The sequence below is a fragment of the Aeromonas sp. XH genome, from assembly GCF_033348475.1.
Taxonomy (GTDB): Bacteria; Pseudomonadota; Gammaproteobacteria; order Enterobacterales; family Aeromonadaceae; genus Aeromonas; species Aeromonas sanarellii.
Window position 1 is genome coordinate 3,593,640 of the sequence record NZ_CP137630.1, and the last position, 21,347, is coordinate 3,614,986.

At 67.5% G+C, this 21,347-nt stretch carries 14 protein-coding genes; 7 read left to right on the forward strand and 7 right to left on the reverse strand.

Features of this window, described 5'->3' with window-relative positions; all coding sequences use genetic code 11:
- Positions 1-85: 85 nt before the first annotated feature.
- The 4 genes from R2B70_RS16530 to R2B70_RS16545 all read left to right on the forward strand — a co-directional run bounded on the left by R2B70_RS16530 (position 86) and on the right by R2B70_RS16545 (position 4,435).
- A complete protein-coding gene (locus R2B70_RS16530; protein WP_318162013.1) occupies positions 86-385 on the forward strand; it encodes a hypothetical protein in 300 nt (99 codons plus the stop codon).
- Between the two features lie 165 nt (positions 386-550).
- Positions 551-2,110, forward strand: a complete 1,560-nt coding sequence (locus R2B70_RS16535; protein ID WP_219142820.1) for a methyl-accepting chemotaxis protein — start codon at positions 551-553, stop codon at positions 2,108-2,110.
- A 223-nt stretch (positions 2,111-2,333) separates the two neighbouring features.
- The gene (locus R2B70_RS16540) at positions 2,334-3,650 is read left to right on the forward strand and encodes a sphingomyelin phosphodiesterase (protein WP_318163367.1); all 1,317 of its coding nucleotides are present in this window, start codon (positions 2,334-2,336) and stop codon (positions 3,648-3,650) included.
- A complete protein-coding gene (locus R2B70_RS16545) occupies positions 3,647-4,435 on the forward strand; it encodes a hypothetical protein (RefSeq protein WP_318162014.1) in 789 nt (262 codons plus the stop codon). The genes R2B70_RS16540 and R2B70_RS16545 overlap by 4 nt, the downstream gene beginning before the upstream one ends.
- 74 nt (positions 4,436-4,509) lie before the next feature.
- Here R2B70_RS16545 and R2B70_RS16550 read toward each other — a convergent pair whose 3' ends face one another.
- The 3 genes from R2B70_RS16550 to tpx all read right to left on the reverse strand — a co-directional run bounded on the left by R2B70_RS16550 (position 4,510) and on the right by tpx (position 7,944).
- On the reverse strand, positions 4,510-5,994 hold the full coding sequence (locus tag R2B70_RS16550) for an alkaline phosphatase D family protein (RefSeq protein WP_318162015.1): 1,485 nt from the start codon (positions 5,992-5,994) through the stop codon (positions 4,510-4,512).
- Between the two features lie 80 nt (positions 5,995-6,074).
- Positions 6,075-7,295, reverse strand: coding sequence for a DEAD/DEAH box helicase (locus tag R2B70_RS16555; protein WP_318162016.1), 1,221 nt, complete (start codon positions 7,293-7,295; stop codon positions 6,075-6,077).
- 148 nt (positions 7,296-7,443) lie between these two features.
- Positions 7,444-7,944: a thiol peroxidase gene (gene tpx, locus R2B70_RS16560; protein WP_042074074.1), complete on the reverse strand. Its 501-nt coding sequence runs from the start codon at positions 7,942-7,944 to the stop codon at positions 7,444-7,446.
- A gap of 253 nt (positions 7,945-8,197) precedes the next feature.
- Here tpx and R2B70_RS16565 point away from each other — a divergent pair, with 253 nt between their 5' ends.
- Positions 8,198-10,573: a zinc/cadmium/mercury/lead-transporting ATPase gene (locus R2B70_RS16565; protein ID WP_318162017.1), complete on the forward strand. Its 2,376-nt coding sequence runs from the start codon at positions 8,198-8,200 to the stop codon at positions 10,571-10,573.
- Positions 10,574-10,770: 197 nt separating this feature from the next.
- On the opposite strand, the gene pulA is transcribed toward R2B70_RS16565, so the two are convergent.
- Positions 10,771-14,805, reverse strand: a complete 4,035-nt coding sequence (pulA, locus tag R2B70_RS16570; protein WP_318162018.1) for a pullulanase-type alpha-1,6-glucosidase — start codon at positions 14,803-14,805, stop codon at positions 10,771-10,773.
- Between the two features lie 264 nt (positions 14,806-15,069).
- Here pulA and R2B70_RS16575 point away from each other — a divergent pair, with 264 nt between their 5' ends.
- A complete protein-coding gene (locus tag R2B70_RS16575) occupies positions 15,070-15,474 on the forward strand; it encodes a hypothetical protein (RefSeq protein ID WP_209794739.1) in 405 nt (134 codons plus the stop codon).
- 13 nt (positions 15,475-15,487) lie between these two features.
- Here R2B70_RS16575 and dmeF read toward each other — a convergent pair whose 3' ends face one another.
- On the reverse strand, positions 15,488-16,432 hold the full coding sequence (dmeF, locus tag R2B70_RS16580; protein ID WP_318162019.1) for a CDF family Co(II)/Ni(II) efflux transporter DmeF: 945 nt from the start codon (positions 16,430-16,432) through the stop codon (positions 15,488-15,490).
- 71 nt (positions 16,433-16,503) lie between these two features.
- On the opposite strand from dmeF, the gene R2B70_RS16585 reads away from it, so the two are divergent.
- The gene (locus tag R2B70_RS16585; RefSeq protein ID WP_209794741.1) at positions 16,504-16,779 is read left to right on the forward strand and encodes a metal/formaldehyde-sensitive transcriptional repressor; all 276 of its coding nucleotides are present in this window, start codon (positions 16,504-16,506) and stop codon (positions 16,777-16,779) included.
- A 28-nt stretch (positions 16,780-16,807) separates the two neighbouring features.
- Here R2B70_RS16585 and bcsC read toward each other — a convergent pair whose 3' ends face one another.
- The gene (gene bcsC / locus R2B70_RS16590; protein WP_318162020.1) at positions 16,808-20,251 is read right to left on the reverse strand and encodes a cellulose synthase complex outer membrane protein BcsC; all 3,444 of its coding nucleotides are present in this window, start codon (positions 20,249-20,251) and stop codon (positions 16,808-16,810) included.
- Positions 20,236-21,345, reverse strand: a complete 1,110-nt coding sequence (bcsZ, locus tag R2B70_RS16595; RefSeq protein ID WP_318162021.1) for a cellulose synthase complex periplasmic endoglucanase BcsZ — start codon at positions 21,343-21,345, stop codon at positions 20,236-20,238. Before bcsZ ends, bcsC begins: the two co-directional genes overlap by 16 nt.
- Positions 21,346-21,347 lie beyond the last annotated feature (2 nt).

Here is a 21,347-nt window from a genome sequence, read left to right on the forward strand (position 1 = left end):
CCCCCTCCTGACACTGTTCTCGTTCAAGTTCCCGGCATAGAATGCCGCTTCTCTTCGTCCATCAGCCCGTTGATTCGATCGCCCTATGCGTTGTCTGCCCCTGATTGCCCTGTTGATCACCCTCCCCGCCCAGGCCGCCAGTGAAACCGAGTGCCGCCAGGCCTTCCTCGAATGGATGCTGGACCAGCAGAAGCAGTTCAGCGATCGCAAGGCCAGCAAGATGGAGCGGCGCAACGCCGAGCGAGCCATCGATCGGGCTCGCGAGGCCTTCGCCAAGCAGGAGAGTTTCTGCCAGGCCATGGCCTGGGTCGACGGGGATACGGGCCGGGATCCCCGCTTCAAGCCGAGAACGGGGGAGATCCACGACTTCACCCCCCGAAGCTGATCCCGCCGCGCAGGCCCGCCATCTACGACTTTTTTCAGTCTTCATCCCGTGGATTTGTTGACCCAAGCCAAGGTGGTGTCACACCCCGCATCTACAATGACGCCGTAACAGTCACAAAAAATAAAAACAAATTTATCAGTTACTTGGCTCATTCAGGATGCGCACATGACCACAAACCCACAAGAGGGGGAGATCCGTTTCCCCGATTACATCTCGCTGATTTCGACCACGGATCCCAGCAGTCACATCACCTACGCCAACCAGCACTTCTGCGACGTGGCCGGCTACAGCGCCGCCGAGATGGAGGGGGTGCCCCACAACCTGGTGCGCCACCCCGACATGCCCAAGGCCGCCTTCGCCGACATGTGGCGCCGGCTGCAGCAGGGCAAGAGCTGGATGGGGCTGGTGAAGAACCGCACCAAGAGCGGCCAGTTCTACTGGGTCAATGCCTATGTCACCCCCATCCTCAACGAACGGCGGCAGATCATCGAATACCAGTCGGTCCGCACCCGTCCGCAGGATCACGACATCGCCTGGGCGGAGCAGCTCTATGCCCGGATCCGCGCCGGCAGGGCGCTACCCTGGCTCAGCCGCCTCACCCTGGAGCCGGGACAGCTCACCCTGCTGCTGTGCGGGCTGGCCCTGGCGGGCATGGGGGCCGCCCTGGTGACGGGCCAGGCCGGATGGGGCGCCATCACCCTGCTCTGCCTGCTGGCCCAGATGGGACATGGTTGGCACCAGCAGCGGCGGCTGGCCCGGCTGCTGGCCATGGCCGGCGAGGAGCTGGGCACGCCCCTGTGCCAGGTGCTCTACGCCCGGCGGCAGGACGGTCTGGGGGCCCTCGAGCTGCTGCTGCGCATGAAGAAGGCCGAGCTCAGGGCCGTGGTGGGGCGCAGCGCCGACACCAACCAGCAGATCCTGCAGGCGGCGGAGGATGACAGGGGCCATATCCAGACCATAGACACCCACCTGCAACAGCAGCGGGCCCAGAGCGAGCAGCTGGCGGCGGCCATCACCGAGATGAGCCACTCCATTCGCGACGTGGCCGACAACGCCCACCAGGCCAACGCCCTGGTGAGCGAGGTGCAGCAGGTGTCTGAGAGCGGCCGGCAGGCGCTCGCGACCACTCGCGCCTCGGTGAACCAGCTGCATCAGGAGCTGGATGCCAGTCAGGCGGTGCTGGCCCGCCTGAACCAGGACAGCCAGAAGATCAGCGGCATCCTGGAGGTCATCGGGCAGATCGCGGATCAGACCAACCTGCTCTCCCTCAATGCGGCCATCGAGGCGGCCCGGGCCGGCGAGCAGGGGCGCGGCTTTGCGGTGGTGGCCGACGAGATCCGGGCCCTGGCCCAGAAGACCCGCAGCTCCACCGGCGAGATCAGCGAGATGATAGGGGCGTTGCAGCAGAGCACCCGGCAGTTGTCAGATGGCATGGCCCAGGGGGCGCAGACCTCGGAACGCTGCCAGCAGCACATGGGGGCCACCGCCGAGGTGCTCGACCAGATCAACCAGATGCTGACCCGGGTGACCCACACCAGCGACGAGATAGCCCAGGCGGTCAGCCAGCAGGCGGATGTCACCAGCACCCTGGATCAGGGGATACAGCAGATCCATCAGCTGGCGAGCCACACTGCGGACAACAGCCGACAGGCGCTGGATGGCATCACCCTGCTGGTGGAGCGGCTGCAAAACCTCTCCCGCCTGATCACCCAGTTCCACGACTGAGATTGCCCTCCGTGTAGCCAGGCGCGTCTCCGGACGCGCTGCGATTTCTCCGCCGCCACCCCTTGATGCCAGACGCCGGCCCTACCCGGTTGCGCTCCCCTCCTCCGTTTCTCCTCCCCATATGGGGCCTTTCATACATTTGTAACAAAAATGTAAATGAGATTGCTCCAACGCCCGCCATAACAGTCACTTTCCATCGTGCCTCGACCAAAAGGACTTCATGATGCACAACGCTCTGAGCTATGCCGCCCTGCTGCTCGCCGGCGCCCTGCCGCTGCAGGCGCTGGCCGACACAGATGTCTACCTCACCAACAACAGCCCGGCCCCCCTGCAACTGACGGTCAGCCAAAGCGGCAGCGGCCAGCTGCAGGCAGGCAGCCAGTGGATTCAGCACAGGACAGAGCTGGGCCCCTGGGAGAGCGCCATGGTGCTCAGCTTCAATCGCTACGAGGGAGTGCAGGCGGGCAAGCACTATCTGTTCGAAACCCGTGTCACCACCGCCGGCGGCGACACCTATCGCCTCAACCAGCGGATGGAGGGCACCTGGTGGAACAGCACCCTGCAGCACGGCGGCGAGACGCCGACCGCCAGCTCCGGCTGGCAGAACGATCGCGCCCTGCATCGCACCCGGGGACCGCAGGAGCTGGCCTTCGCCGCCAAGTTCACCGGCCGTTACGACGATCTGCACTACATGCTCACCCCACCACAACAGCGGGAGCAGCCGGAACCGGCAGAAGACAAGCTCAAGGTCGCCAGCTACAACGTCTGGGCCCTGCCGGTGATCGCCGCCAGCATCGGCGAGCGGCTGGCGCTGCTGCCCGATCATCTCAAGGGCTATGACGCCCTGCTGTTGCAGGAGGTGTTCGACGGTCGGCGCGAGGGCTTCCTGCAGGCGCTGGCCAAGGAGTACCCCTACCAGACCAAGGTGCTCGACAAGCCCGGGGTCAACATCCACGACGGCGGCGTGGTGATCGTCAGCCGCTACCCCATAGTGCGCGAGGCCCAGCTGGTCTATCCCCAGTGCACCGGCACCGACTGCTTCGCCGACAAGGGGGTGATGTACGCCGAGGTGATCAAGGGGGGCAAGGCCTGGCACCTGTTTGCCACCCACACCGCCAGCTTCGACACCGACGAGGCGCGCCGGCTGCGCCAGATCCAGTTCGGCCAGATCCGCACCCTGGCCGCCAGCCTCGGGATCCCGGCCAGCGACACCGTCATCTACGGTGGCGACTTCAACGTCAACAAGCGCAAGTTCGCCGACGACTACGCCGGCATGCTGGCCAACCTCAACGCCCATGAGCCCGCCTATGGCGGCTACACCGAGGCCACCTTCGATCCCAGGATCAACCCCTACGCCGGCGGGCCCCTCTCCGGCGGTGCCAACGTCGAGTATCTGGACTATCTGGTGGTGAGCCGGGAGTACGGCGCCGTCAGCCACAACCTCAACAGCGTCTGGATCCCGCGCAGCAGCGATGGCAGCCTCTGGCCCGCCAGCAACCTCTCCGATCACTTCCCGGTCAAGGGAGAGATCAGCCGATGAAGCGCCGTTACGGGTTCCTGGCCCTGGCGGTGCTGGCGCTGTTGCTGCTCCACCTCGGCTGGCAGGAGGCGCCCGAGCGGCCGGCACTCACCAGCCAGAGCGCTCGGCCAGCCGCCGCCGAGTCACCGCAGACACAGCCGCCACTGGCCCCCGTCACCGGCCCGATTGCCACCACCGCCGCGCCAGCCAGCCCAGCACAGACGCCCGCCAGCTGGCGCGATCTGCCGGACGAGATGAATCGGCAGCTCGCCAGCGAGGTCAGCGACAGCGAGCAGCCGCTGGCCGAGCGGCTCGCCGATCTGGAGGCGATAGAGGCCCAATGGCTGAGCGAGGGGGAGAGCCTGTTTCGGCTGCAGGGGCGCTACGCCCTGGCACTCGAGCAGTTGGCGCAGGAGAGCGAGCAGCTAACCCTGACCGAGCGGCTGACGGCCCTCACCCGGCTGCAGGATGAGTGGGCGGCGGATCATCCGGATCTGGCGGCGGATCTGTTCAACCCGGATGCCCGCTTGCAGCAGGCGCGCCAGCTGTGGGGGGACGAGGAGCTGGCGACCCTAGCCCGCCACTTCCTGCCGGCCGGGCAGGCCGAGGCGACCGTGCAGTTCGCCGCCAGCCGGCAACAGCAGCTGGCGCAGCGCAGCCACTACCAGCAGCAGCTGGCCGAGCTGGAGCAGCAGCTGGCGGCCAGCCGGGGCAACATGGACGAGGCCAGCTGGCAGCAGCACAGGGAGGTGGTGCTCGGCCAGTTTAGGCGCGACTTCTTCGCCCAGGAGCAGGGCCGGCCCTGAACCGGCGACGGCCTGGGGAGTCTGATCGCCACAAGAGAAAGGGCCCGTCAGGGCCCTTGATGTTTGCCGGGTCATCAGGCCAGCGGATAGCTGGCCGCCAGCCCGTTCTCGCAGTGCCAGTTGGCCCACAGCTTGTTGTCGCTGCCCATCTGCAGGGTGGCGAAGTTGCGGGTGCGCAGATAGACGGGGGCGCCGAACGGCTTGATCAGCTCGGCGCGGATCAGCCGGCTCTCGTCGAGGTATTCGGGATCGTCGTTGGTCATGGCGAGGATCCCCGTCCATTGGAACTGGGTGGGGCAGGGATGCACTATGCCGGAGGAGACCAGCTGGTGCACGTTGAGCACCCCGTCCCGCTTGTCCTGGATCACCCCGAGGCAGCCCACGTGCACGTCGCCGGAGAGGATCAGGGTCTTGCAGCCAGGATCCCGCTGGCGACGGTTCTTGGCGTTGTCCAGCAGCCGCATGATGAGGCGGGCCCGCTCCCCCTCGTGTGACTTGGCGCGCCAGTGATCCTTGAGATCGTCGGTCAGCTCCTCCTCCCAGGGGGTCGCATCGAACGCCGCCTCGGTGAAGGAGAAGTCGCGATAGACCACGGGCACCCCGGTCATGACCAGCAGGTGCCCCTCGCCGCAATCGGCCAGTACCCCGTTGATCTGATCCCACTGCTCCCGGCTCATCACCTGGCTCTGGGTGCGAGTCGCCCTGTTGTCCAGGGCCAGGATCTGGTAGCCCCGAAAACGCAGTCGCCAGGAGTGATGGGCCAGGTTCGCAGGATCCAGCAGGGAGGCATTGGCAGCGGAGCGCAGCTGGAACAGCCGGAAATACTTGGCGGCGGCGGCATAGATGGCCTGATAGACCTCACAGCCCTGCAAGTCGGCGGGATAGCTGCCCCAGCCATCGAAGATGTCGTGATCGTCCCACATCATGACGCTCGGCACCCGGGCCAGCATGGCGGCCACCTCGGGGCGGTTCCACTGCCGGCAGTAGAGTTCGCAATAGAAGCGATCGAGCTGCTCCACCATGGTCCGGGTCGCCTTGCGTTTGACCTTCTCCACCCGATCCAGCTCGTTCCAGGCCTTCAGGGTCGGTACCGAGGTCCAGAGGGAGTCGGCATAGACCTGATCCCCGCCCATCAGCAACAGCGAGAAGGGATGCTCCCTGTGCTCGGCGGCCAGCTTGTCCCACATCACATAGGGCTGGGGGGTGGAGGTGAGCAGCTTGAAGTCGGAGAAACCGTTGCAGGAGGCATACCCGATGCGCACCCGCTCCTCCCGCCCCGGCAGATGAAACTGCCACTGGCTGATCCCGGCCAGATCCCGGGCGGCCACACCGTCCAGCAGGATCTCGTAATCGATCGTGCTGGCCCGGGCCTCCGGGGTCGCCGACCAGACGGCGCGCCAGAACGCTCCTCTGGGGGTATCCGCCTGCTTGCTGGCGGTCAGCAGCCTGCCATTGATCCTGACGCTGGCCCCCTTGAAGCCCGCCACCGCCAGGAAACAGATGCTGTATTGTGTCTCAGATTCGAGCCCCAGCAGGGGCCCCATTACCAGGGTCGTCATCCGCTATCCTCCATGGTCCAGTCCATGGAGCATACCGAAACAGGCCTCCTTTGATACTGCCCAACCGGGCAGCGTCGCGCCTAGGCCTTGCCCTTGAACTGCCTGATGCTGCGCTTGCCCTGGGTGCGCCGGTTTGCCTGCTTGTCCCTGGGGGCCCGCTTGCCCTCCCCGCTCGCCGGCTGATCGGTCACCGGGAAGCCGTCGAGCACCGCCAGCGGCAGGGCCCGTCCGGTCAGGGCCCGTATCGCCTCGAGCGCCCCGCCATCGCCGTGGCAGGTGAGGGAGATGGCGAGCCCGCTGCGCCCGGCCCGGGCGGTGCGGCCGATGCGGTGCACATACACGGGGGCATGGGCAGGCAGATCCAGGTTGATCACCAGGGGCAGCGCCTCCACGTGAATGCCCCGCGCCATCAGATCCGTGGCCACCAGCACCCGCACCCTGCCCGCCCTGAAGTCGGCCAGCGCCTGCTCCCGCACCGCCTGCTCCTTGTCCCCGTGCAGGGCCGCCACCGCAATGCCCGCCCTGGCGAGCTTCTTCGCCACTCCGTCCGCGTCGTCCCTGGCGCTGATGAAGACCAGCACCTGGGGCCAGTCGTGCGCCTTGAGCAGGGCGATCAGCGCCGGCACCTTGCTGCTCCTGTTGACCAGATAGAGCCGCTCCTCGATCTCGCCCACCAGGCTGTGGAGGGGCTCGGTCTCGATACGCACCGGATCCCGCAACAGACCGGTGGCCAGCGCATCCAGTTCGGCCGGCAGGGTGGCCGAGAACAGCAGGGTCTGACGCTCGGCGGGCATCGCCTTCAGCAGCCACTGGATATCGGGCCAGAAGCCCATCTCCAGCAGGCGGTCCGCCTCGTCCAGCACCAGGCAGCGCAGCGCGCCCAGCCCCAGCACCTGCTGGGCCAGCAAGTCCCGCAGCCGCCCCGGCGTCGCCACCAGCAGTTGCGGCCCCAGGGCCAGCTCGGCCTGTTGCAGCTCCTGCGCAACGCCACCGCACAGGGTCAGGACCCGCAGCCCCAATCCTTCGGCCACCCCTTGCAGGGCGGCGCTCACCTGGCTGGCCAGCTCGCGGGTCGGCACCAGCACCAGTCCCTGCACCCGATCGGAGGCCGCGTCCAGCCGCTGCAGCAGCGGCAGGCCGAATGCCAGGGTCTTGCCGCTGCCGGTGCGGGCCAGGGCCAGCAGATCCCGGCCGGCCAGCGCCGCCGGTATGGCCAGGCACTGGATGGGGGTGGGCGTGTGCAGGGTCGCGGGCAGGGCGGCCAGCAGGGTGGGAGCGAGGGAGAGTTCGTCAAAGGTCATGGGGCTACGCAGATAGAGGCTGAACGAGGATGTGGGGGCGAAGTCTAGCCAGAGCCGTCCCATAAGTAAAAGGATCGGGATATGCAATGAAAACGGCCTGCCCCGTGTACACGGGGCAGGCCGTCAGGCAATCAGGAGAGGGCGCGAATTACAGGGCAGCCAGGGCGGCGGCGTAGTTCGGCTCGTCGGCGACTTCGGCCACCAGCTCGCTGTGCAGCACCTTGTCGTGCTCGTCCAGCACGACGATGGCACGGGCAGCCAGACCCACCAGCGGACCGGAGGAGAAGGCCACGCCATAGTCCTGCAGGAAGGAGACGCCGCGCAGGGTGGAGAGGTTCACCACCTTGTCCAGCCCCTCGGCGCCGCAGAAACGGGCCTGGGCGAACGGCAGGTCGGCAGAGATGCACAGCACCACGGCGTTGTTCAGGGCGCTGGCCTGCTCGTTGAACTTGCGCACCGAGGTGGCGCAGGTCGGGGTGTCGACGCTCGGGAAGATGTTCAGGATCTTGCGCTGACCGGCGAAGTTCGCCAGGGTCACATCGGACAGATCCTTGGCAACCAGGGAGAAGGGCTTGGCCTGCTCGCCGGCGACGGGGAAGTGACCGGAAACGGAGACAGGGTTGCCTTGCAGGGTGACGGTATTGCTCATGTTAGGTCCTTGATGATTGATGTGGGATCCAGGGTCCACAGTATAGGCCTGCCGGGCGGGGACAAACACCCGCTAACAAGAGGGATTTGCGCCCTGCTCCCGTCCCCCGCGCTTTCCAGCCACGGGACTTGGGATCAGGCCCCCGGACAAAGACCACAAACCGGGCTTGACCTTGGACTAAAGACCAAGGTTTACACTGGGTCCAGACATCGGGGATCCCGCAGGGGCGGGATCCACTCAAGAGGGACTCATCATGAGCAAATCCTGCTGCGGCCATTCCCATGCCGCCCCCATCAAGGGCATCGTCAAGGCCGCCCCCCACGAGCACCAGCACGACAGCCACTGCTGCGACAACGCCGCCCCGACCCAGGATTGCCAGCGTCAGGCCTCCCGGGATCACCAGGAGCACGGCACAGGCGAATGTACCGGGGATGAGGATCCCCCCGCCGGGGCCAAAAGCCCGCCCCCTGCGCATCATGCACACGCCCCCGACGGCCCCCTGCCTGCCCCCACCCGCGACAGCCGCCGCCACAGCTGGCAGGTGCTGGGGATGGACTGCCCCAGCTGCGCCCGCAAGATAGAGACCGCCGTCAGCCGGGTCGAGGGGGTCACCCAGGCTCGCGTGCTGTTCGCCACCGAGAAGCTGGTGGTGGATCTGGCCCCCGGCCTCTCCCCCGATCCCGTCACCGCCGCCGTGCTGGCCGCCGGTTTCCAGCTCAAGGGAAACACCCAGGCGATAAAAGCCGATGACAAGCAGCGCAGCCCCTGGCTGGCGACGCTGGGCAACTTGTTCAGCAAATATGGGCAACCCCTGTCGCTGGCGGCCCTGATGGGGATCGCCGCCCTGTTGCCGGACACCCTCGGCAAGCCGCTGTTTGTCCTGGCGACCCTCTGGGGGCTCTGGCCCGTCGCCCGCAAGGCCTGGGCACTGACCCAAAGCGGCTCCCCCTTCGCCATCGAAACCCTGATGACGGTCGCCGCCGTGGGGGCACTGTTCCTCGGCGAGACCGCCGAGGCGGCCATGGTGCTGCTGCTCTTCATGCTGGGGGAGCATCTGGAATCCTACGCCGCCGGCCGCGCCCGCGCCGGGGTCACCGCCCTGATGGCGCTGGTGCCGGACAAGGCGCTGCGCCTCCGCAAGACCCCCGAAGGGGAGCTGCGTGAAGAGGTGGCGGCCGAGCAGCTGCGTCCCGGCGACCTTGTCGAGATCGCCCCGGGCGCCCGACTGCCCGCCGATGCCGTGCTGCTCGACCCGCTCGGGGCCTTCGACGAGAGCGCCCTGACCGGCGAATCCATCCCGGTGGAGCGCCGCCGGGGTGACAGGGTGCCCGCCGGCAGTCTGGCGGCGGATCGGGTGCTGCGCCTGGAGGTGGTCTCCGAGCCCGGCCACAACGCCATCGACCGCATCCTGCACCTGATCGAGGAGGCCGAGAGCCAGCGCGCCCCCATAGAGCGCTTCATCGACCGTTTCAGCCGCTGGTACACCCCGGCCATGATGCTGATCGCCCTGCTGGTGATGCTGGTGCCACCGCTCGCCTTCGGCCAGGCGTGGGATCCGTGGATCTACCGCGCCCTGGCGCTGCTGCTGATCGGCTGCCCCTGCGCCCTGGTCATCTCCACCCCGGCGGCCGTCACCTCGGCCCTGGCGGCGGCCACCCGCCAGGGTGCCCTGATCAAGGGGGGCGCGGCCCTGGAGCGCCTCGCCCACATCGATACGGTGGCGTTCGACAAGACCGGCACACTGACCCTGGGCAAGCCGCAGCTGACCGACGTCATCGCCCTGAACGACCGGGGTGAGGACGCGTTGCTGGCCCTGGCGGCAACCATCGAGCAGGGCTCCCATCACCCGCTGGCCAAGGCGATTGTGGCGGCGGCCGGCGAACGTGGCCTCAGCCTCGCCGCGGCCCAGGCGCTGCGTGCCCTGCCCGGCATGGGGGTGGAGGGTCGCATCGACGGCACCCTCTGGCAGCTGCTGGCACCGAGCCGGGTCGCCGCCCTGGATGCGGCGGTGCAGGCCAGGATTGCCACCCTGGAGCAGCAGGGCAAGACGGTGGTGGTGCTCGCTCAGCCCGACACCGCCCCGGCGGCCCTGCTGGCCCTGCGGGACCAGATCCGGCCCGAGGCCGCGGCGGCCTTGCAGGAGCTCAAGGTGCTGGGATTGCAGAGCCTTATGCTGACCGGGGACAACCCGCGCACCGCCGAGGCCATCGCCACCGAACTCGGCATGAGCTGGCGCGCCGGCCTGTTGCCCCAGGGCAAGGTGGAGGAGATAGCCAGACTCGCCGAGACCCAGAGGGTGGCCATGATAGGGGATGGCATCAACGACGCCCCGGCCATGAAGCGGGCCAGCATCGGCATCGCCATGGGGGGCGGCACCGACGTGGCGCTGGAGACCGCGGACGCGGCCCTGACCCACAACCAGCTCGGTGGCCTGGCCGCCATGATCAGGCTCTCGCGCGCGGCGCTCGCCAACATCCACCAGAACATAGCGCTGGCGCTGGGGCTCAAGGCCGTCTTCCTGGTCACCAGCCTGCTCGGCATCACGGGTCTGTGGATAGCGGTGCTGGCGGATACCGGCGCCACCGCCCTGGTCACCGCCAACGCCCTGCGCCTGCTGCGCAAGCGCTAAGCCGGCCCTTAACGGCACAGCCAACAGCCGCCCCCAGTGGGGCGGCTTTTTTTATTGCCTCGCCCACGACGACAAAGAAAAAGCGCGCCTGCCGGTCGGCAGTCGCGCTTTGCTTACTCTCTCGGTGTTATCCCGCCCTTGGCGAGGCGGAATTCAACCCGGGGCTGCCGAGCCAGCCCCGGGCTCAATGGGAAGGCTTACTTGGCGCTGCACTCCTGGATCACGGCGGTGCCCGGCTTAGCCGCAGCCGGATCCACCTTCACCAGCACGCTCCACAGACCCTGCGGCAGGGTGATCTTGTTGTTGGCGCTGGCTGGCTGGGAGAAGGCAAACGGATAGCCTGTCTCGGCCTGAACTTCACCACCGCCATTGATCAGGTACTCCTTGCTCCAGTCCTCGTTGGCCACCTTGAACTCTGTGGTGCCGGTGTAGTTGAACGCGACCTGATAGATGGCGAGATCGCCCTCCATCCCCTTGTAGCTCAACTGGTACTGAGGCTGGGGATTCCAGCCAGACAGCTCACCCTTGACGAACAGGTTGTAGCCGAGCGGGTTGCCCGCCACCGTATCCAGCACCTTGCAGCCCTGCACCGGCTCGGTGTAGCTGACGCTCAAGGTCGGCTTGTCCTTGTTCATGGCGGTAAAGACGAACTTGTAGGTGCCCGCCTTGTCCACATTGAACGGCAGATCCCCGCCGTTGGCGCAGAGCGCGCTGACCTGGCCGGTTGCCAGCTGGTCGGTATCGCTGCACTTGCCGTAGTTGACGGGGCCGCCCCAGTCGCTGCCGGCGATCTTCACCTGGGTCGTCCCCAGCTGATCCGTCGTCACTTCGGTGGTGAACTCATAGGTGTAGTTGCCACTGAAGCTCATCTTGTTGACCGGATCCCAGGCCCCCAAGAAGCCACGGACAAACACCTCGGTATCACCGAAGGGTGGCAAGGTGCTCAGATCCGTCTTCTTGCTCACCGGCAGACCCGCGCCCTGGGCGCCGTTCTGCGGCTTGACGAAGACGGCGGCGGACCAGGCCCCCAGGGTCAGCTCACCGTTCCCCACGGCGGCGCCGCTGGCGATGCTGTCGACGTCGCGATGGGCACCGCTCAGCACCAGACCGGAGAGGTCGATGGGCTGATCGTCGCCGTCACGGAAGTCGCCGATGCTCTGGCTCTGGCTGGTGGCGTTGATCATCACCACCAGGCCGTCGATGGCCGGATCCAGATCCGCGCCGGCCTTGCTGCCATCGTCCACCGTCATCACGATGAGACCCGGAGTCTGATCCGGCCCGGTGTTGCGGAAGTCAACCCGCTTGATCACCTCGGCACCGCTGCCCAGACGCAGCAGGCGGGAGGATTGACGCAGCTCGGACAGCTCCTGGTAGAAGCTCACCATCTGCGCCATCTCGGCCGAACCCGGCTTGGCGTGCTGGCCGAGCACCTGCTCGATCAACTCGTAGTTGGCCTCATCCTTGTCCTTGCGCGGCAGGCCCTTGTCGAAGTTGTTGTCGCCCAGGGTATAGTCGACCCGGTTGTACCAGTCGCCGGAGTCATAGCTGTCCCGCTCCATGGACTTGGAGCGCAGCAGTTCCACCCCTGCGTGGGTGAAGGGAATGCCCTGACCCAGCATGGCGGTAGCGAGCGACACCCCCTGCATCCGCACCAGATCGGCCCCCGCCGGCGCCTTGTAGACCAGGTTGTCGAACAGGGTCTGGTTGTCGTGCTTGTCGACATAGTTCTGGATTTCGGTCGGATCCTGGGCATAGCCCGCGGGCTGACCGTTGTAGTCGATGTCGGACCCCTTCTTCGGCACGCCGTCCTTGTCGGTCAGCACGAACTCCTTGAGGTTGCCCGCCATGCCGAGGCGCACCAGGTCTGACTGGTGCAGGGCGGTGGCGAGATCGACGCCGTCCACCTCGTTGGCATCCACCAGGGCGCCGTTGCCAAAGCCCTGGGTCTTGCGGATGGCGTCGCCGCCGTCGAACGGGCTGCCGCCGCGCACCGCATCCCGCAACCGGTCGGAGAAGGAGCCGATGCCGGTACCGGCAAGGTGTTTCTGGGTCGCCTGCACGAAGCGCTTGTCATCCTGTACCTCCCCGAAGTTCCACCCCTCGCCGTAGAAGTACATGTCCGGGTTGACCTTCTTCACCTCGGCCAGGGCCTGCACCATCTGATCCTTGGGGTGGTGACCCATCAGGTCGAAGCGGAAGGCGTCGATCTTGTAGTCCCGCGCCCAGGTGACCAGGGAGTCATCCATCAGCTTGGCGAACATGGCGTGTTCCGGTGCCGTGTTGGAGCAGCAGGTGGAGTTTTCCACCGAGCCGGTCTCCGGGTTCAGGCGCTGGTAGTACCAGGGCACTATCTTGTCGAGCACGGACTTCGGCCCCAGGCCCGCCTCGTTGGTGTGGTTGTAGACCACGTCCATCACCACGTTCATGCCGATGTTCTGCTTGATGGCCATGACCATCTCGCGGAACTCCTTGATCCGGGTCGTCCCCTCCGCATCGGTGGCGTAGGAGCCTTCCGGCGTGGTGTAGTGGTAGGGGTCATAACCCCAGTTGAAGGAGTCCACGCCGCGCAGATAGCCGTACAGCTCCTGCACGACCGGGTTCTCCTTGCTGTCGCTGGCTTGCAGATCTGCCAGCACGGCCTCGATGGTCTGGCCGCCGCCACAGTGGCTGGCAAACTTGGAGTTCTTGACCTCGGCATTGACCTCGCACAGCTTGCTGAAGTCGTCGCCGATGTTGGCCACCTTGGCCGGATCCTCGTTGACGGTGGCGATGTCGAACACCGGCAGCAGGTGCAGGTGGCTGACGCCGCTCTTGGCCAGGGATTGCAGGTGCTTGACCGGCACGCTGTCGGGCTGGGTCAGGCCGAGGAACTTGCCGCGCTTCTCTGCATCGGTCGAGGCGTCGTTGCCGGTCAGATCCCGGACATGGGCCTCATAGATGGTGATGTCGGCGGGGTTCTGCTGGCTGTGGGGCGCCTTCAGGCTATCCCAGCCGTCCGGCTTGAGGGCCGGATCGTCGAGATCCACCACCTGGCTGAACTCGGAGTTCATGGCCAGGCTCAGGGAGTAGGGGTCGGTCACCTGATAGGATTCCAGCTTGCGGCTGACCGGGTGATAGACCTGGATGTCGTAGCGATAGTATTTGCCCACCAGATCGCTGCCCCCCTGCACGCTCCAGCTGCCGCTGGCCTCGTCCAGGGTCATGGCACGCTCGCCGATGGCGTTGTGCTGCTCGTCGAACAGCGCCAGCTTGACCGACTTGGCGGTCGGTGCCCAGAGCCGGAAGGTGACATTGCCCCCCTCGACCACGGCACCGTAGGCCAGCTTGGTGGCCGCTTCGCTGTAGAGGGCATCGAGGGCGCCGGCGCTCTGCACCAGGGTGGCGCCCTGCAGGATGCCGTCGGCATCGGTGCCGATGGCCACCAGCTCACCCTTGAGCAGGGGCTTGAGATCCTGCCCCGCCGGCAGGGCGAAGGCGGCGGCATCCTTGAGATGCGGGTACTTGGCCTGCTGCTCGGCCGTCAGGCTGGTCGGGGTCAGCTTGATGTAGGGGAAGTCGAACACCCCCTCGGCGTTGGCGGTGATGGTGCCGGACTCGGTGTAGTAGAGGCGGACGTGGGGCTTGTCCTTGCCCCCTTGCCAGATCAGGGTGTTGCCGTCGATCAGGTGGGCGCTGGCCCCCGCCACGCCGAAGGCGGCGGTGAAGGCGTCGGCCCGGCTGCCGAAGATCTCGTTCTTGCCCGCGACGATGGCCACGGTGCGATCCGGGTGATCGCTGAAGACCACCTTCATGTCGGCGCCGGTCAGGTTCGCCAGATCGCCGTTGCGGGCGATGAAGTTGATGCAGCCTTCCATCTTGCTGAGGGGCACCACCCAGCTCGGGCCGAAGCTGTCCGCCGCGGACGGCGTCTTGCTCTTGTCGTCCCAGCTCGCGTTCAGGCCGCCGTCGGCGGTGGAGTTGCAGGCGTCGTTGTTCCACAGGTGCAGGCTGTGACCCGCGAAGGGGCCGTCGACGCCACGGGCCGCGCTGCTCTGGGTGTCGACCAGGGCGATGACCGCCTCATTGGGACCGGCCACCAGCTGCTCGGCCGGGGGTTGCACATTGGGAAGGCGAGCGACGGGCTCATCCTGGGGAGTCGGGGTGGAGGGTGAAGAACTGTTGTCGTTACAGCCTGACAAAAGCGCGAGCAGTGAGGCTGTTACCAGCGCCACCTTGGTCTTTTTCATATCCATTTTTTTATAATTCCCGCTGTAGTTGGTCTCGATACTCGAGGTGCCCGGTCGTGGCCGAGCGGTGTCATATTAATCAGCGGAGATTGTCGTAAATGTGAGCGGATGGGCAAAAAAAACCAACCCGTTTCAACAAGATAACGTTTTCATAACGAAAATTGGATCGGGCTCACAGACCGGCAGGCACTTTCGGCCCATACCAGCAGAGAGATGGGTAACACGGGCGAAATCAATGCCTAATCAAGCGGATAGAGGGAGCCATGAGAGATGAAACGGATTGAGGAGCAGGCGAGGCGGCTGGATCAGGAGTATCAGGGGATTGCCCAGCTGTTCGATCAATTCTGCCAGCAGGCCGGTGCGCTCGCCGAGCGCTACCACTTCTTCAACTGGCCGGACTACGAGGAGAGTCCGCCCCTCTCCCGCGCCTTCACCCTGCTGGGAGAGCCGCGGGAGCTGCGCCTGCGCTGCCAGCCCGGCGAACGGGGGGCCCTGAACGGCCTCATCCAGGTGTGCGGCGAGGAGGGCAAGGTCCACGCCAGCCTGGGTTTTCGCGCCGACGGCCACCTGCTGCTGGAGCCAGGCCAACTGCTCGATGACCCCCCGGGGTTGCTGCTCAGGCTGATGCTGGGCTCCCTCTGGCAGGATCTGGGGGGCAGCGAGGGACAGCGCTGACCCCGGCGGGACCTCAGCCTCCGGCCACCTCTATGGTCAGGTGCACCAGCTCCTCGTGGATGGCGAGCCGCTCGCGGATCGCCTGTGCCGGCAAGGGGGTTGTCATCTGCAACGACATCGCGGCGGCATACTGCGTCTGCCCCACCCGCCAGACGTGCAGATCGCGGATCTCGGCGCCCGGCAGCTCGGCTATCACCTCGCGGATCTCCGCCACCAGGGGGGCGTCCATCTCCGCATCCAGCAACACGCGCCCCGTGTCCCGCAGCAGCCCCCGGGCCCAGATCGCCACCAGCACGGCCCCCACTATGCCCATCAGGGGATCCAGCCAGTCGGCCCCCCACAGCATGCCCCCCACCAGCGCCACTATGGCCAGCACCGAGGTGGCCGCGTCCGCCAGCACGTGGAGGTAGGCGGCGCGCAGGTTCAGATCCTGATGACCGTGATGATGGTCATGGCCGTGGTGATGATCATCATGGTGGTCGTGGTGATGGCCGTGGTGATGGCCGTGATCGTCCCTGAGCAGCCAGGCGCACGCCAGGTTGACCAGCAGGCCCAGCAGGGCGATGCCGATCGCCTGCTGGTAGTGGATGGGGCTGGGATTCAGCAGCCTGGCCACCGACTCGAACAGCATCACTCCCGCCACCCCCACCAGCAGCAGGGCGCTGCTGAAGCCCCCCAGCACCTCGATCTTCCAGGTGCCGAAGCTGAACCTGTGATCCCGGGCGAAGTGGCGGGCGGCGCGATAGGCCAGCACGGAGAGCCCGAGGGCCAGGGCATGGGAGCTCATGTGCCAGCCGTCTGCCAGCAGCGCCATGGAGTTGTAGAACCAGCCGCCGCCGATTTCCGCCACCATCATGATGACGGTGAGCAGCACGGCCCAGCGGGTCTTCTGCTCCGCAAGGGGATTGCCCTGGTGCACGACGGGTTGGTGGCAGTGGCATGAGGTGAGGGATGACATGGATTTCTCCTGAAGACGAGGATGCAATATACTATACCCCAGTATAGTTTTATTGCGCGAGAGGATCCTGCATGTCACACACCATTCACGGCAAGAAGAAGCTGCTGGCGCGGGTGCGCCGCATCAAGGGCCAGACCGGCGCCCTGGAGAGCGCCCTGGAGCAGGGGAGCGACTGCGCCGCCATCCTGCAGCAGATCGCCGCCATCCGCGGCGCCGTCAACGGCCTGATGCTGGAGGTGCTGGAGGGACACATGCGCGAGCATCTGGGTGCCGAGGAGGCGACCCCGGCCGAGCGGCTGGAGGATCTGGACCAGGTGGTGCGGGTGCTGCGTTCCTATCTGAAATGAGGGCGCCCGGCCAGGCCAGGCGCCCCTGTCAGTCAAAGTCGGCGTAGGGGGTCAGGGGCCTCGGCGACATGTCGAGATCCCCCTGCCAGGGCTTGAAGGTGTAGCGCAGGAAGAGAGTGGCATGGCTGGGGGCATAGTCATCCGCCTGCTGGATGTCCACCCGCCCGCCGATGCGCCAGTGCTCGGTCAGCCGGTGCTCCACCACGGCGTTCAGGGTATAGCCGAAACCGCTGCTGCTGCCCCCCTGCACGGGGGCGTTGCTGTCCGGCAAGCCGGTGGGCAGCAGGCCCTCCAGCGGGTAGCGACGGCTGTCGTCGGTGCGGGAGTGGGACCAGGAACCGGAACCGCCCAGCTCCCAGGACCAGTCCGGCGTGCGCTGCCGGTAGCTGACCGGCACCGACAGCGAGAAGTACCCTTGCGGGCTGTAGTAGCCCCCCTGCCCCAGGGTGTAGCCGCCCAGATCCTGCTGGTAATGCCACAGCATGGTGCTGAGCCCCACGCTGGCGCGGCGGTGCGTCTCGTTGACGAACTTGTAGTAACCGCCCCCCATGAGCCGGGTGCGCCAGTTGTCCGGCACGTTCTTGCCGGTCAGCAGGTGCTGCTGGGCGCTGCCCCAGAAGCCGACGGCGCCCCCCAGATCATGGCTGAGATCGAGCCGCACCCCGTTCGCTCGCACCCCGCCCCAGCTGATGCCCGTCCCCGGATCCACCGTCCCCGCGTAGGAGAGCAGTGAACTGCTGACGGGCCGCCGGGAGAGGGTGAGCCCCCACCCCAGTTCGCGCCAGTCACCGGTCACGGTGGCACCACCGACCCAGTCCACCACCTCGAAGCCGAGCGGCGTGGTACCGAGATCGAAGGCCCAGTTCCCCCGCTGCCAGCCCGCCGCCAGGGTGGTGCCCCGACTCTGCTGGTGCTCCTGCCCCCGGCAGTCGCGGGCGGCGCAGGTACCGAACTGCGCCCGGTAAGGGGAGTCCGGCAGCTGCCCCGCATCCATGTCGACCAGCTCCAGCCGGCCGAAGGCGGTGCCACCGGCCAGGGGGGTATCCAGCTGCGCCATCTGGGTCAGGGCCCGCAGATCCGAGTAGCCCCCGGTGCCGCTGGATCCCCAGTAGTCGCTGTCGAGGGAGAGGGTGGTCTGGCTCTGCCGGTAATGCCTGTCGAGATCGCTGCGCAGGCCGGACGCCAGCCATCCTTCCCCGTCCTGGCTGCGGGCCAGCCGGGTCAGTTCCCCCTCGTCCAGCTCCTCGCGGGGGGCGAGGCCTGCGGCCACCAGCCCCTTGCGATCCCGCACCAGGGCCCCCTCGGTGTCGTGGGCCGCGAAGCGCTGGCGGGCCGCATCGCGCCAGAACAGGGCCGTCTGCTGGGAAGCCGGTTGCTCCGACACCAGGGGCTCGTAGCCGGCGAAGATGGCCCCGGCCGTTTCGCCTTCTCCCAGCGCCTGATAGAGGTTCGCCACCCGGCGGTAGTAGTTGAACGCCTCCGGGGACAGCGGGCTGACCGGCCAGGCCGGCAGCCAGCGCCGGGCCTCTGCCCCGTCCCCCCTGGCCCGGGCCAGTTCGGCCATGCCGAGCCTGGCCTCGGGCTGCTGCGGCGTGCGGGCCAGCACCTGGCGGTAATGGTGCTCGGCCAGGGCAAGCTCCCCCCGCTCGGCGGCCCAGTCCGCCAGCATCAGGGTCACCTCCTCATCGGGTTGCAGCGGCTGGAGCAGCCGCTCGGCCCCGGCATCATCTCCCCGGGCATGGCTCGCCCTGGCCTTGGCCAGCACCTCGCCGCGGGCAAGGCGCCGATCCAGCGCATCCATGTCCTGTGTCCAGCCGGACCTGGGGATGGCGGCCAGCACCCCTCTCGCCTCCACCGTCTTGTCCTGCCCCGAGAGATAGAGGGCGGTGGCGTAGCGCAGGGCGGCGTCCTGGGGCCGCGCCGCCAGCCGTTCCCGCAAGAGCCGCTCCCCGCTCCCGGCCTCCCCGAGGCGGGCCCGGGTATCGGCCACCCGGTAGGCCAACCAGGGCTCGTCCGGGGTGAGGGTGAGCGCCTGCTCACGCCGGGTGAGCGCCTGCGCGAGCTGGCCGTCCCGATCGAGCCGGTCGGCCTCCTCCTGCAACAGCTCGGCCCTGAGCCGCTTGCCCTCGGCCTGCATGGCCGGAGTGCCGTGCTGCGCCAGCAGGGCCAGGGCCCGCGCCGGATCCTGCTCCTTGTAGAGGTCGAACAGGCGGGCCAGTGCCCGCTCCCGTGCGCCCCCTATGGCGAGCGCCCTGCGGTAGGCGGACTCCGCGTCGGCGTCGCGATGACGGCCCCGTTCGCTGTCCCCCAGGCCCAGCCAGGCCTCGGGCTCACGACCATCCTGGGTGATGGCACGGCGATACAGGGTCGCCGCCTCCTCCCACTGCTCCCGTTCGAGGGCGCTGCGCCCCTGGCTCACCAGCAGCCAGTAGCGGTTGGTGGCCAGCAGGCTGCGCCATTTGTCCTTGTCGGTCGCCTCGGGGTGTGCCAGCACCCGCTCGAACTGGGTGATGGCGAGCGCCCGCTGATCGTTGCGGGAGTAGGCCTGCCCCAGGGCCCCCATCAGCTCGGGATCCCCGGGATTGGCGGCCAGGGCCTGCCGCAGTTCGGCGATGGAGGCGGTGCCGCCGGCGGTGCGCGCCAGCGCCGACTGGCGCGAGCGGTAGGCGGGCGAGGCCCACTGTGCCTCCTGGGTCTCGAGCATCGCCTCGGCTTTGGTGGTATCCGCCCCCTCGCCGAACAGCACTATGTACTCCTGCAGCGCCGCCATGCTCCCGGGCCCGACCGGCATGGTCTCGACATGGGCAAACCAGATCTCGGCGGCCTCGTCCCGCTGGTACGGATCCCGTGCCATCTGGCGCAGCAGATCCAGGGCCTCCTCCTGGCGTCCGCCCGCCAGGTAGTGGCGAGCCAGCCCGCCCCGCACCCTGGGCTCGCCCGGATATTGCCGGTTCAGCGCCTCCAGCGCCGCCAGCCCCTTCGCCTTCATGGCGGGGATGCGCGTCTGCAGCAGGGCGTACTCCACCGCCACCTCGAGATTGGGGGGCAGATCCCCCGAGAACAGGGTGCGATAGAGGCGCTCCGCCTCCTCGAGGCGACCGGCGTTGGTCAGCAGCCTCGCCTGTTGCAGTTGCTGGCGCCGGGCCGGCTCGCTCAGGGCGAGATTCGCCATGCCCTGGCGATAGAGGGGGGAGTCGGGATCCAGCTTGCCGAGCCGGGCGAGCAGCGCCTCGGCCTCCCTGGTCTTGCCCTGGCGCAGGGCCTGGCGCGCCTGGGCCGCCAGCAGTTCGGGGTGGTCCGGCTCCACCAGGGAGAGGGAGTAGAGGCTGTTGCTGACGAGATCTTCCCGCCCGCGGGCCTCCCCTATCCTGACCTGCTCCAGCAGCCAGGGCACAGGCCGTACGGTCTCCTGCGCCAGGGCGCCGCTCACCAGACAGGCGAGCAGGCCCCCCAGGATCACTCTGCCCGACATGACGCGCTCCAGTCCGGTTGCAGGGTGCCGTCGGCGGCGAAGCGGTAGCGCCCCTGATCCCAGCCGGCACCGAACAGGCTCAGTACGCTGCCGTAATAGGCGTCGGCATCCAGGCCATGGGCCGACACCTGGCCGCGCAGGGTGGCCTCCATGGGCCCGCCCCGGGAGAGGGGCAGCAGGGCGGCGGCAAAGCCGGCCGGCCCCTTGCCCCTGGTCTGGGCGCTGCGGGTGTCGACTCGCTCGGGAACCGCGCCCTGTGCGGCCGTGCTCGCCAGCATGGGGGCGAAGTGCGCCACCAGGGGCGCTCTGGCGGGATCCTCCTCGCTCAACATGCCGAGCCAGAGGTAGACGCGGATGGCGTCATAGCTGCCGAGATCGCCCTTGTCCGCCGTCACCTGCCACCCCTTGTCCGTCTGCCAGTCCACCCAGTCGGGGGCAAAGCCCAGGGGCGCGCTCTCCTGCAGCAGCCTGGGCAGCAGGGCCCTCATCTCCCCCCAGGGTCCCTTGAAGGGGGCGAAGCGGGCCAGCAGTTGCGGTGGCAGGTAGCTCGGGTTCAGGGTCCAGCGCCCCTCCCCCTCATAGCCTTTCGCACCGGGCAGCAGCACCGGCCCCAGCCCCGGCAGGCTGGCCACCTCTTCCCGGGCGATGCGGCGCAGCAGCAGGGTACCGATGGCCGAGTAGCTGTGGTTGTCCCACAGGCGCCCCGCCTCCAGCAGGCTGTAGGCTATCCAGAGATCCGAGTCGGAGGCGCTGTTTTCGTCCTGCACGCCCCAGCTGCCGTCCTCCCGCCGTCCCCAGAGCCAGGACGGCAGGAAGCCGGTCAGATCGCCGCGGGCGAGCTCCCGCTCGGTCCAGTCGAGCAGGCGGGCGAAGGTCTCCCTGTCGTCGTTGACCAGGGCGAAGAAGAGGCCGTAGCTCTGCCCTTCCGAGGTGGTGATCCGGCGACCGTCGGCAGGATCGATGACCCTGCCCTCCTCGCTGATGTAGTGCTGGCGAAAATGGTCCCACTCCGGCCAGTGACAGGCGGCCAGGGCCGGCAGGGAACAGAGGGCCCAGAGGATCAGGGCTCCACAGGCATTCTTCATCTGAGTCATCT

Excerpts from the sequence above, each read along its gene's own strand:
- R2B70_RS16565 (WP_318162017.1), top strand. The coding sequence starts at position 8,198 with ATGAGCAAATCCTGCTGCGGCCATTCCCATGCCGCCCCCATCAAGGGC.
- R2B70_RS16530 (WP_318162013.1), top strand. The coding sequence starts at position 86 with ATGCGTTGTCTGCCCCTGATTGCCCTGTTGATCACCCTCCCCGCCCAG.
- bcsC (WP_318162020.1), bottom strand. The coding sequence starts at position 20,251 with ATGTCGGGCAGAGTGATCCTGGGGGGCCTGCTCGCCTGTCTGGTGAGC.
- pulA (WP_318162018.1), bottom strand. The coding sequence starts at position 14,805 with ATGGATATGAAAAAGACCAAGGTGGCGCTGGTAACAGCCTCACTGCTC.
- tpx (WP_042074074.1), bottom strand. The coding sequence starts at position 7,944 with ATGAGCAATACCGTCACCCTGCAAGGCAACCCTGTCTCCGTTTCCGGT.
- R2B70_RS16555 (WP_318162016.1), bottom strand. The coding sequence starts at position 7,295 with ATGACCTTTGACGAACTCTCCCTCGCTCCCACCCTGCTGGCCGCCCTG.
- dmeF (WP_318162019.1), bottom strand. The coding sequence starts at position 16,432 with ATGTCATCCCTCACCTCATGCCACTGCCACCAACCCGTCGTGCACCAG.
- R2B70_RS16550 (WP_318162015.1), bottom strand. The coding sequence starts at position 5,994 with ATGACGACCCTGGTAATGGGGCCCCTGCTGGGGCTCGAATCTGAGACA.
- R2B70_RS16575 (WP_209794739.1), top strand. The coding sequence starts at position 15,070 with ATGAAACGGATTGAGGAGCAGGCGAGGCGGCTGGATCAGGAGTATCAG.
- bcsZ (WP_318162021.1), bottom strand. The coding sequence starts at position 21,345 with ATGACTCAGATGAAGAATGCCTGTGGAGCCCTGATCCTCTGGGCCCTC.
- R2B70_RS16540 (WP_318163367.1), top strand. The coding sequence starts at position 2,334 with ATGCACAACGCTCTGAGCTATGCCGCCCTGCTGCTCGCCGGCGCCCTG.
- R2B70_RS16535 (WP_219142820.1), top strand. The coding sequence starts at position 551 with ATGACCACAAACCCACAAGAGGGGGAGATCCGTTTCCCCGATTACATC.
- R2B70_RS16545 (WP_318162014.1), top strand. The coding sequence starts at position 3,647 with ATGAAGCGCCGTTACGGGTTCCTGGCCCTGGCGGTGCTGGCGCTGTTG.
- R2B70_RS16585 (WP_209794741.1), top strand. The coding sequence starts at position 16,504 with ATGTCACACACCATTCACGGCAAGAAGAAGCTGCTGGCGCGGGTGCGC.